The following is an 11,246-nucleotide window of genomic DNA, read 5'->3' as shown; positions in this document are numbered from 1 at the left end:
ACGCAGGTGATTGAAGCTCTGAAAATGCAATATTTTGGTGGTGCGTGCGAAATGCACGCGCGTCAGGAGTTGGAGGCCGCGCTTGCGCAGTGGAGCGGCGTGGCGAACGACTACTGGCTGTCCCACGGCAACGCCAAATTTCCAGCCTTGGCGGTCATGGCCAATGGGCCGTTGGCCACTGCGCATTACTTTCCCGACGCACGTCATCCTGGGTTCATTTCCATAGGCAATGTAAATGGATTGGATCCCGAAGGTACCAGCACGTTTTTCCTGACTGACACGGAAACGACGGACGTAGCCAATTATCGAGTCATACCCATTGAGGTTGCATGGGAGGCTGCGCGAGAATTCGCCGAATGCTCGCGTCGACCGAACTGCATCGAGTGGATCGAGCTCTAGAGTCGCTAACACGACCGCGACATGAGGCCATGACGGCAATATCCTGGCAGCATGTCCAGGTTGTGTTAGCGACTCTTAATCGGCTTCTCGACAGAAACCTTGCGGTCAATTCCTCCGCCGGCGGGACGCAAACCACGTTAAGGACAAAAGAGACGAATCGTGGTGGGTGTGCCATCCGCACGTGCATCGGGACGCCTTCCATCCGGCCGAGATCGACCGAGATGGAATGGATACCGCGCTCCCTTTGGGGGCGTAGGGTCTGGCAGGAGAGCGGAGGCCCTCCAAAACGGAATGGCATCAATATGTCAGAGTGGAGTTTCGACACGCCCACTTGAGGAGCGGAGGGCCTCAATGAATGCTACGACATACTGACTGGATATTGGAGAGCACGTGTTCCAGAAGTACTGGGTCGACGTTCAAATCGGCGATATAGCCAACTGGCCGTACCGGATCGACCCGAGCGACGGATGCGATGGTTTGTCATCGATGATCGGCCACGCCGATGACACGCCGCGGGCGAGGGCGGAGCCGCGGGGGACGGACCGGCGAGGGTGGCCGGTCCTTCGCCCACCAAACGGCTGGATCGGCGCTACGCCCCGGGCGCATCGATCACGAACTGCGCCCTGAATGCCTCGAGCAGCGCATGCGAATCGTCAACGTATTCCCCGAACATGTGAGTCACCGCTCGCGCGAGCAGGTCGGCCTGTAGCGTGGTGTAGGTCTCAGGTGACTGGAGCATGGCTCGCACGGCTTCACGGGTCGTGTTGTTTGCCACATCGCGCGCGTCGCGCGCAAGCATCCCCGCAGAGGCGATTTCGACGTTGAAGTCGCACGCTTCGAGCAGATCCAGCGCCTCTTCGTACACGCGCTCCTCGTTGCCCGCGTAGAAGTACTTGCGCATCACGAAGAGCAGGTCGGATGCGTCGGTGTTCTTGATGGTGCGCCGGTCCTTCCATGCCATGAGCTTGAGCAGCACGAACGCAGGAAGCGACACGACGGGCACGACTAGCCCTTCACCGATCTCCACAAGCTGCGCGGTGTCGACCGCCTCCTGGAAGCCCAGCACCGTCATGACGATGTCGCCCTCGGGCGGCCATGCGATCTCGCCAGGCGGCGCCTCGATGGGACCGAATGGGACTAGGTCGAGCTCGACGCTGAACTCATCTCCCTCGCGGCGGAACAAGAGCTTTTGCTGTGCCTTCGCGTCATGCTGGAAGTGACCGCTGGCGAGCAGCGTGTCGACCAACCGGTGGTGGAAATCCCAACTGACCGCGCACACGGCGACATCGACATCGCGCGTAGCTACTGGCGCCTTGATGCCGTGGATGTGCCAGAGCTGGACGTCGCGCGCACCGGCGCCGGCGAGCACGAACTGCGCTCCAAGGGTCTCGCACGCGTGGGTGACGTCGGCGAGCAGCGCGACGGTGAGCGGGTGAACCGGCCGCTCGGCCGGCACCTTAGCTTGCAAGGAAGCGGTCATGGAGACTCTGCGCAACGGCGTGGTTCCGGCTGTCGCCTGAGGCGATCAGGTCGGCGTAGATGAGGAGTGGATGAACGATGCCCGGTCGGACGTCCCAGCTTTCTTCTGCGTGCGTCGGCCAGAAGGATTCGAGGATCTCGACCTCACCCTGAGCGTTTGGGCGAAGGCGCGCGGCCTTCATGAGGGCCGTGCTCACACCGGCGTGCACATAAACTGTGACTGACGCCGGCTTGATCTCATGGGTGAGCACATCAGCCGCGCACTCGCCGCCCAGGCGCGCGTCGAAGTCAGACAGTGGAGCGCCTTTCCACCACTCGATGCCGACACCGCTCGTAAAGCGCCGCGCGCCGAGCTTCTTGCGCAGTGCCGTTGGGTACTGGCTCACCCAATCGGCGATGAAGCGGCGCCGGTCGGCGATCACGCGCTCGCCGGTGGCTTTCTTGATGACGAGTCCGCGCGCGATCAGGTCATCGACTGCCAGGTTCACCGTGTTCAGCGCCACGCCCGACTCGGCGGCGATGGTGCGCATGGGCTGCTCGACCAGTCCAGGCTGGCAAGCGAGCGCAAACGTCACCCGCAAGCCCTTGGGCGTCGTTGAGCGCGAGCTCGTATCCGTGGGCTTGAGCGCAGGCTTGTCACGGCCCACGATCATGATCGTGGCTTCCGGCTCGTCGAGATAGACGTTACCCGCGGTGTCCATAAACGGAATGCGCCTGGCGATGAACTCCGCCGCAACCTTGGGCGTGACATGGTAGGTGATCACCATCAGCCGCCGGTCGTCTGCGGTAGTGCCAAGCTTGGCCGGCGTGTGCCGGTGCACGGTGTGGAAGGAGGACTCCCACCGGGGTTCGAACACCACGGGCATGTCGAACCGCCTGCCCGCAACCGAGAAGTGGACCAACGCGTCAGCGTCATCCGGGCGCGCTGGCGCATCAAAGCGCGGTGACGCAGTAAAGTGCCGCGTGGCATCCGAAAAGGCTTCGCAGGCGAGGCTCAGCGCCGTTTGCCCAGAGGCCGAAAGGCGGTCGGTGACAGCCTTCAAGGCTTTCTCCTGTACGTTTTCAATTCAGTGTACGCAAAAAGCGTACAAACTGCAAATAACGTACATACGCTTGGCATCCCCGTTCGTTGGAGCGGGTTGCGTGCAGTCACCACTCTGTATGTTTTTAATCGCTTGTACGCTAAAGACGAACACAATAACGTACATCGCCGCCTGAAGGACTATTGGACGTCTCGTTTGTCGGGTCACACAGATTCGGCGGCGTCGCAGGACAGCGCCAACTGGCAAGCAGGCCCGGATAATCGGAGCGGACCAGCCGTTCGACTGACCATTCTATGTTTCGCGGCGAGAGAAAATTCGCCTGCGGTCGACGAGATCCGACCCTGATCTGGGAAGCTGCTGCTAGCGTCAATCCCGTCGTCGCTCGCAGTGCCAATGATAACGAACGCGACTCACTGATCCTAGCCGCTCACGGTCACTAGCCGGAAGCCGAAAAAGGGCATAACCAGACCCATTGCGACGGCCGGCAGTCGCTCGAGTACGACCGCCATGCCTCGGCCAGTGGAGTGCACGACAATTACATTTCGCCAACAGGTTCCGCGGGTCGTGCCTGATTCCGCGGAACGACTACCGCGCGAATGGCAACTAGCCATTGGGCTTCGAGCTTCGAAAGCTCCTGTTCGACAGCCTCGGGGTCCTGCAGCAGATGGATGGCCGATTCTTCGGGTACCCCCACCTCCTCGAGAGTGACTTCGTCGAGCGACGTACCCAGACCCTGCAGACGTTGCGAAAGCGGCGGATGAGTATCGACGGGGTGCGCGACCGCTGTCTTGCCAAGCTCGTCGCGCGCGGCGTTCCAGTCCATCGCGCCGAGCGCGGTGCGGCAGCCGTTCTGATAGGTCACCGACAAGTTCTCATACATGCGTCCTTCGGCCAGTTCATCGATATGCGCGCGCATGAGGGGACCCCATTGGCGCGCATGGGTCGCGATTTTCACCAGCGCACGCGCAAGCGACCGGGCGTCCGACGCCTCAGCGCCCGCCTGATCGGCGAGCATTTCGCGCTCTCGTCCGATGGAGCGCTCCGCGGACGCAAATACATTCCAGCACGTACCCAGCGTCACGATGGCCGGCAGACGTGCGAGATCCGAGGCGTTGCCTCCGCGTGATGACGCCATCGCAGACCACGCTTGGCCGAGTCGTGAGTAGGCGGGCGCAAAGCGTTTACTGTAGATCACGTCGTCGCCACGGAAGTGTCCGAGTTCGTGGCCGATTACTGCCGCAAACTCCGGCTTGCTGAACAAGCGCATCGTGCAAAGCGAAATAAACAGCGTTTCGTTCGCGATCGTGCCGTGACGTCCAAACAACGCAACGGGCCCTGCGGTAACGAAGAAGTTGGGCTCGAGCCCGGCGATGATATTGGCCGGCGATCGTGCGCCGAGCCGACGTGCGATGTCGTCGACGAATTGGAACAACCGAGGCTGAGACTCGCGATCGAGTTGCACAGCCTTGATGAGCATTGGTGTTTGCTTTAAGAATTGGAACGTCGAGCGCAGCAGCGTCCAGCACACGAGTAGCGCTGCAAATCCCACGGTGGCGAGCAGCACCGCGTGAACCTGATGAATCGTCATGGTCTCGATTGTGTAGACCGAAAAGACGAACAACACCGCTTGGCCGAACACCGAGAGCGCGAGCAGGAACATCACGGCACGCACAACGAAGCCGAACATCCCGCTCAGCCGTGCGCGATTCGTGCCGGCGATCGCTCTGCCGCCGTAAATCACGAGCAAGATCAAACTGCCAATGCCGGCAATCACCCACGAAGCGTATTCGACGATCGCGACCTCGTCTGCCGGGGAACACATTTCCTTATAGCCCTCCGCGTTTCCCGCAGCGCGGATCTGTGCACAAACCGAGACATAGCTCAGGTGCCGGGCTTGATAGTTTTCTTCGGTGACCAGACGCTGATTGAACACCACCGAATCGTGAAACTGACCCTCGTACTCCGAGGCCATGAAGTGCGCCGTCAGTACGCCGAATACGGGAATGAAGAACAGGCAGGCGAGCAACATGCACAGCGCCTTGGTGCGGGAAAGCGGTTTGTTGGCCATTTGCAGGTCTCTTCGAGCGTGATCGTACTTTCGCGACGACAGCGTCGCGAAGCGCAGAGCGGCTATTTCGGCAAACGCCGCCTTTTCTTGAGGATTTTCTGAAAATGCAGTAGGCATTCCGCGGCCGGGTCCGTTATCCAGGCGGCTTACTACCGGACACGGTCGGCAGGTATCGAACCACCGCTTTCCGATCACAGATTGTGTCTGCGGAGATACGAATAGCGTAAGAGGACGCGTTCCCGGGAGCGCGCGACTCAAACGACCTACTACGTATTCCCGGCAGCAATGGCTTTCGACCAGTTGCTGTCTGGCGGTGGATATCGACGCGGGATTTCGCGCGACTCGGAGAAAATCACGTTTTCTTTTGAACGGCTTTCCAGAGGGCGCAGCACGAAGTTGTCGACGATCCGAGGCGCACTTTCGAATGGGCCGGAAACTTTATCCAGTGGGCAGCGCGCCACCCACCTTGCTATCCGGCCTGTTCAATTCAACGGATCTATTTTGCGGCCGTGGTCGTCGCGCCGGTATATTTGAGCTGCTCGACCTCGTGCGGTGCGGTTTCCGGATCATCCAGGGTTGGCGTGATATGCCCAACCAGAATGCCCATGCTGATCGAGGTACGCACGTATTTCGTATCACCCGCGCGCAAGGTGAACGATACCTCGTTCTTCGTCTCAGTCGTCGTCGACACCGTGTAATCGCCCGGGATCTCGTCCACGTAGAAGAAACCACCCGGTACGGAGCGCCCGACGACCTTGTCGTTAAGCTTGATTTCCGGCTGGATCATGGCTCCGGCGAAGCTGTCAGCGCGGAAGAAGTAGATTCGACCATGATCGGCCGGGAGCGTTGGTATCGAGGATGCAACGTCCTTGTATTGCGGTCCCGATGCACAGCCTGCTGCGAGCAATGCTACGCCGACTGAGAGCGACAGAGTGCGGTAGAGGTTCTTCATTCAAGTGTCCCGATAAATCCCGAATTGGCTGAAAAACAAGAATGCCCGGTTGGGTGGCGTATCTCGCCCGACATTGGCATTTTTGAATTACGGCACGGAATTCCAGTTCTTTACCGCTGCCTCAATACCACTTGAATTCGAACTCTAATGACCGATTCAAAAATCATTCAATTTGTTTTCAAATTCCAGTCATTTTTATTACTTAAATTCAAGGGGCATAAAATGATTGCGCCCCACTAAAGATTCGTCTGAAGGTTGCCGATAGCCTCGCATGAGCAGCCAAAAACGAACTTAAAACACGCGGTACACCGACCGCTCCGGGGTTCCCCACGCATGCAATGCTCGCGCGTGCCGGGGAAGAGAACAATGCAAAGCCGATGGTATGTCCAGGCGCGCAGCGAAGGCCAGCGCGCGTTATTCGTTATCCTGACCAGCGCGTTCCTTGCGCCGTCGTTCGCGCTCGCCGTCGGCATCGTGCCGGATGGCAAAACCATAACGACGGTCACGACCACTGCGGTTGGTGCACAAACCGTCAATATCGCGCCGGCTGTCGCGGGCGTTTCGCAGAACACCTATTCGACGTTCAACGTGGGTGCGGCGGGCGCGACGCTCAATAACGTCGGTATCAACGCGCGTACGATCGTCAATCAGGTCACGAGCACGAATCCGAGCCTGATCGAAGGCGCAATTACCGTGGCGGGCTCGCGCGCGAACCTCATTCTCGCCAATCCCAACGGCATCACGGTCAACGGTGGTTCGTTCGTCAACGCCGGCCACGTTGCGCTCACGACCGGTCAGGTCAGCTTCAGCGATGTGCAGATCGCGCCGGGGGTGGTTCAGCGCAATGTCGTGCTCGGCACGACCGGCGGCACGATCGTGATTGGTCCGGGCGGCCTGTCGAGCGCGCTCGTGGATCTCGATCTGATCGCGAAGAATGTACAGGTCAATGGAGCGTTGAATAACACGTTCTCCTCAGGAACGGCGCTCACACGCATCCTGGCAGGCACGAGTTCGGTCACGCTCAACACCGGTTTTTCCGCCTCGGATAATGCGAACGACTGGATGTCGATCACATCCGGTTCTGCCAATGCCCAGGCAAAGAATTTTGCGCTCGACATCTCGGCAGCAGGCAGCATCGCGAGCGGGCGCATCGAACTGATCGTGACCGACCAGGGGCCGGGCGTGCGCAGCGCGGGTCCGCTGAATGCGTCGCTCGGCAATTTCTCGCTGAGCTCGAACGGCGCGGTGCAGTTCTCCAACAGTTCGGTCAACGCGGCCACAGACGTGAGTTTCAACGTCAAGGACGCGCTCGCATTTACCGACACCCAGGTCAACGCCAACAACGGCGCCGCCGCGCTCACCGCAACCGGCGCTTTGACACTTACGGGAAGCAGTGTCATCGCGAACGGCGCAGTCAATCTGGGCGCGAACGGTCTGACGTTCGAACTCGACAATGCCCAGAAGGGCTCGACCGTCGCATCGGCGAGCGCGGGCGTTGTGCTTCAGAGCAGCAGCGATATCGTCAATGTCGGATCGCTTATCCAGGGGCAGCAGCAAACATCCGGAGACACTGCGTCGAAGGGTGCGGTGACGATCGCCGCCGCGGGCAACGTGCTCAACCAGTCGAATCCAGGGGGAGCCCTCGGCATTCTCTTCGGCGTGCAGGGCGATGTTTCGATCGTCGCAGGCGGCGATGTCGTCAATGAAAATGCGCGCGTGCTGTCGAACAACAATGTAAACATCACGGCGGGCGGCGACTTCAGCAATATCACCGATCACACCACGGGCGTGGCAAACGGCGCGGCGGTCGGTTTCTCGCAGAGCAGCAGCGGTTTCCTCTTCTTCCGCCATCGCAACAGCGGCTTCAACGTCGATTACGGACAGCTCGCGGATGCCAACGAACTCGCCTACGTCACGGCCGATTCGGGCAACGTGACGATCAACGCAAACAATATTGCCAATACGGGCGGCTCGATCCTGTCGAATAACGGCGCAGTCTCGATGACCGCGCTTGGCACACTCGACACGCAGGCCGTTTTCACCGGCCAGGCGGCGTACCGGCAATCCTGCTTCATCTTCTGCAAGTCGAGTGCGAGCAGTTCCGTGCAGGCATTTGGCGGCGTGATCGAAGCGGGCACGGATATCAGCCTCAAGGCAGGCACGCAGATTACCAATACGGGTGGCACCGTGCTCGCCGTGGGCAAGCTCTCACTCGACGCGCCGCGTACGCGCGCGCAAGCCGTCCTGGGCTATAGCGCCATCAACGAGACGCACGACCTGAAGGCATGGTTCGGTAACGGCTGGGCGTCGATCTACGCGACGGATACAGGTGGCCTGTTCGAGGGCGGCTCGGGCGCCGTGGAACTCACCGGCGTGGGCGAAATTGACGGCGGCGCCTTCATCGCGCCCAACGGTGTGCATGCGGGTGGTGGGGTTGTCACGATGCGCCCGCGCTGGCAGCAGCCGGTGGGTATCGGCACGCATAACTCGATCGGGCTCGTGTCGTGGTTCGGTCTGTGAGCACGTCCTTCGTTCGGGCCGGTCTGCGCGCGGCCGCGCTGGCGGCGATGCTGCTCGCGTCGAATGCGCGCGCACAGTTGGCGCCTCCGCCGCCCGTGCCGCAATTGCCACCACTCCCGCAAGGTGCCCGCGCGGTGCAGGACCCGGCGCAGCGCCTGCTGCAACAGCAGCGCGACCAGCAACGTAACGACGAACTTCAGCAGGCGCCCGCACAGATCTCGGTGCCGGAGGGCGCGGTGCCGAACCTGCCTGCCGGCGCGGATGTGGAGTCATTGCCGGACGTCGCGCCGATGTTCCGCATCGATCACATCGAATTCACCGGCGACTCGCCGGTTTCGCGTCGTGCGCTCGATGAAGTCGCGCAGCCATTTATTGGCAGGATGCTGGGCCGCAACCGTATCAACCTGCTGCTTCGCCGGCTGACTGAAGCCTTCATCGCACACGGCTACATCACCACGCGCGCGTATCTCGGGCAGCAGAATCTCGCCTCGGGCACGCTGACGATCAACGTGGTGGCGGGGCGCATTGCGGCGTTTACCCTCAATGGCCAGCCGCTGAGGCCGCGCAGCACACAACCGGGGCGTGTGCCCCCCGTTGGCGGCGGCTTTCTTTCCGACGACGGCACAGCGTGGGCATTTGGCGCTTCGCAGGGGGATGCGTTGCGCCTGCCTGACCTCGAGCAGGGCGTCGACCAGATCAACCGGCTGCGCCGCAACCAGGCGCAGATCCAGATCCTGCCAGGTGAGGCGCCGGGTGATTCGATCGTCGCCATCACAAATCACTACGGTGGCCCGTTCTATGTCGATGCGGGCCTCGACAACTACGGCAGTTCCAGCACGGGCACGCTGCGCTATCGCGCTTCACTCGAGTCGGACAACGCGATCGGTTTTCAGGAGTCCCTCGGGCTCAGTTATGTCGGCTCCGAAAACAGCAATGCGCTGGTGTTTTCGGCCGCGGTGCCGTTCGGCTACCAGACGCTCAGCTACACGACCGCGCTCTCGGAGTATCAGCAGGCCATCGGCGACACGGCGCTGCTCGACGGGCGCACGTTCAGCCAGACACTCGGCTGGAACGACGTGCTCACGCGCTCGGCGAGCGGCCGCATCAGTCTGGACGCGACGCTGACCAAGTTGCGCACCGAGCGCAGCGTCAACGGGATCGAACTCTCCCCGCAGGACCTCACGGTGGCGCGCATCGGTGTGAACGGACTGTACCGGTTCGCGGCGCATGGCGATCCGGCTGCGGCCACGTGGGATCTCGGCATTTCGCAAGGTCTGCCGTGGCTTTCCGCGAGCCATGACGGCCCCGATATCGACAGCAGCGACGCGCACAGCCAGTTCACGATGGGCGACGCCACACTCACGCTGCAGGCGACGCTCGGCCAGCTTGGTGCGCTTTCCTTTGCGTACCGGGGCAGGCTGCGCGCGCAGTACAGTGCGGTCGCGCTCTTCGGCAACGAGCAGATCTTTCTGGGCGGCATGGACTCGGTGCGCGGCTTCACGGAAGGCGGCATCGCGGGCGATAGCGGCTTTTACCTGCGCAATGAAACTGTCTGGCAGAACGCGCCAGCGTGCTTCGACACGCATCTCGAACCCTACATATTTCTCGATGGCGGCAAGTCGCACCTGGTGGCTCAGGGCGGCTGGCCGACGTTGATGGGCGCAGGCGTGGGTGTACGCGCCGCGCGCCGTTTCGGTAGCCACACGATGACGGGCGAAGTGCTCGTGGGTCGGGCGCTGTTGCAGCCCGCTTCCATGGGCGAGAAGGCAACCGTCGTACTCGCAACGATCAACTGGTCGGAATAAAGGAGCAGACATGAGCAGGTCGATTTCAATGCAGGGCGCAGGCCGGTTCGCGATACGCGCGGCCTTCGTGGCGGCAACCGCAGGCGCGGTGGGCTTCATTGGCGCAAACGACGCGTACGCGACGGTGCATACGAAGGCAAAGGCAACGGACTCGAGCGCGAAGGCGAAAGCGGCCGCGCCTGTGCCAGCATCCGGCCCGCTGCCTGCGAATGCTGTCGCGCGCGTGAACAACGTGCTGATCACGCAGGACCAGGTCGATGCGGCGCTCAAGGCGGTCAACGCGCCGGACACGCCGCAGACACGCGCGGCAATCAAGAACCATCTGATTGCGCGTGAACTGTTCCGCCAGGCTGCGGAAAAGCAGCACTACGACACGCGTCCGCAAGTGATCGAGGCGGCTGAACAGGCGAAGGCGCTGGCGATGTCGCAGGCCTTCCTGCGCGACCAGGTCAAACCGGCGCCCGTCACCGATGCCGACGTGAAGGCGCGCTACGACGCGGTCGTCGCGACGCTTGGCGACAAGGAATACAAACCCAGCGTGATCGCCGTGAAGGATGAAGACACCGCGAAGAATGTGCTCGCGCAACTGAAGAAGGGCACCGATTTCGCGCAGCTCGCTCGCCAGTTCAGCCAGGGGCCGAATGCGGCGCAGGGCGGTGAAATGGGCTGGGTCTCGTTCAAGACGCCCATCGAGGCGGGCAAGACGCAGAACTGGCCGCAGCCGCTCGCCGAGGCGATGGTGAAGCTGCCCCAGGGGGGCGTGACGACGTCGCCCGTTCAGGTTGGCGACGCTTTCTGGATCGTAAAGATGGACCAGTCGCGCGCCACGCAGATTCCCGACTTCGAAACGACGAAGGCGGCATTGCGCCAGCAGCTTGAACAGATTGCGCTGCAGAAAGCGACGGCGCAGGTGGTGGTCGATCTGATGAAGAGCGCGACGATCCAGCAGTGATGCAGCGTGATCTGCGTCTGACGTGACC

The 11,246-nt window shown here is 61.6% G+C and carries 8 protein-coding genes; 4 read left to right on the top strand and 4 right to left on the bottom strand.

All coding sequences use genetic code 11. The annotated features are described in order from the left end of the window. Nucleotides 1-6 precede the first annotated feature (6 nt). Nucleotides 7-399 (top strand): Imm1 family immunity protein, encoded by a 393-nt coding sequence (locus VSR72_RS11460; protein WP_133186145.1) that lies wholly within the window; start codon nucleotides 7-9, stop codon nucleotides 397-399. A gap of 589 nt (nucleotides 400-988) precedes the next feature. On the opposite strand, the gene VSR72_RS11455 is transcribed toward VSR72_RS11460, so the two are convergent. The 4 genes from VSR72_RS11455 to VSR72_RS11440 all read right to left on the bottom strand — a co-directional run bounded on the left by VSR72_RS11455 (nucleotide 989) and on the right by VSR72_RS11440 (nucleotide 5,941). After that, complete coding sequence (locus tag VSR72_RS11455; RefSeq protein ID WP_133190368.1) at nucleotides 989-1,879, bottom strand: nucleotidyl transferase AbiEii/AbiGii toxin family protein; 891 nt, start codon at nucleotides 1,877-1,879, stop codon at nucleotides 989-991. Further along, the gene (locus VSR72_RS11450) at nucleotides 1,857-2,921 is read right to left on the bottom strand and encodes a type IV toxin-antitoxin system AbiEi family antitoxin (protein ID WP_342952490.1); all 1,065 of its coding nucleotides are present in this window, start codon (nucleotides 2,919-2,921) and stop codon (nucleotides 1,857-1,859) included. The genes VSR72_RS11455 and VSR72_RS11450 overlap by 23 nt, the downstream gene beginning before the upstream one ends. 535 nt (nucleotides 2,922-3,456) lie before the next feature. Continuing rightward, a complete protein-coding gene (locus VSR72_RS11445; protein WP_342952489.1) occupies nucleotides 3,457-5,106 on the bottom strand; it encodes a M48 family metallopeptidase in 1,650 nt (549 codons plus the stop codon). A 379-nt stretch (nucleotides 5,107-5,485) separates the two neighbouring features. Continuing rightward, nucleotides 5,486-5,941 (bottom strand): DUF2846 domain-containing protein, encoded by a 456-nt coding sequence (locus VSR72_RS11440; RefSeq protein ID WP_342952488.1) that lies wholly within the window; start codon nucleotides 5,939-5,941, stop codon nucleotides 5,486-5,488. Between the two features lie 366 nt (nucleotides 5,942-6,307). Here VSR72_RS11440 and VSR72_RS11435 point away from each other — a divergent pair, with 366 nt between their 5' ends. From VSR72_RS11435 to VSR72_RS11425, 3 genes are read left to right on the top strand one after another with little or no spacing between them, the layout of a single operon-like run. Further along, entirely contained in the window at nucleotides 6,308-8,461 is a 2,154-nt protein-coding gene (locus VSR72_RS11435; protein WP_342952487.1) for a filamentous hemagglutinin N-terminal domain-containing protein, read from the top strand. Between the two features lie 47 nt (nucleotides 8,462-8,508). Further along, nucleotides 8,509-10,266, top strand: coding sequence for a ShlB/FhaC/HecB family hemolysin secretion/activation protein (locus tag VSR72_RS11430; protein WP_342952719.1), 1,758 nt, complete (start codon nucleotides 8,509-8,511; stop codon nucleotides 10,264-10,266). 10 nt (nucleotides 10,267-10,276) lie between these two features. Continuing rightward, on the top strand, nucleotides 10,277-11,218 hold the full coding sequence (locus VSR72_RS11425) for a peptidyl-prolyl cis-trans isomerase (protein WP_342952486.1): 942 nt from the start codon (nucleotides 10,277-10,279) through the stop codon (nucleotides 11,216-11,218). Nucleotides 11,219-11,246: the final 28 nt, after the last annotated feature.

The organism is Paraburkholderia sp. JHI869, from assembly GCF_038900775.1.
Classification (GTDB): domain Bacteria; phylum Pseudomonadota; class Gammaproteobacteria; order Burkholderiales; family Burkholderiaceae; genus Paraburkholderia.
Note: the sequence above shows the minus strand (reverse complement) of the source record. Positions and strands in the feature narration are given on the sequence as shown.

Coding starts and splice junctions, on each gene's coding strand:
- VSR72_RS11440 (WP_342952488.1), bottom strand. CDS start 5,941: ATGAAGAACCTCTACCGCACTCTGTCGCTCTCAGTCGGCGTAGCATTG.
- VSR72_RS11445 (WP_342952489.1), bottom strand. CDS start 5,106: ATGCCTACTGCATTTTCAGAAAATCCTCAAGAAAAGGCGGCGTTTGCC.
- VSR72_RS11435 (WP_342952487.1), top strand. CDS start 6,308: ATGCAAAGCCGATGGTATGTCCAGGCGCGCAGCGAAGGCCAGCGCGCG.
- VSR72_RS11455 (WP_133190368.1), bottom strand. CDS start 1,879: ATGACCGCTTCCTTGCAAGCTAAGGTGCCGGCCGAGCGGCCGGTTCAC.
- VSR72_RS11425 (WP_342952486.1), top strand. CDS start 10,277: ATGAGCAGGTCGATTTCAATGCAGGGCGCAGGCCGGTTCGCGATACGC.
- VSR72_RS11430 (WP_342952719.1), top strand. CDS start 8,509: ATGCTGCTCGCGTCGAATGCGCGCGCACAGTTGGCGCCTCCGCCGCCC.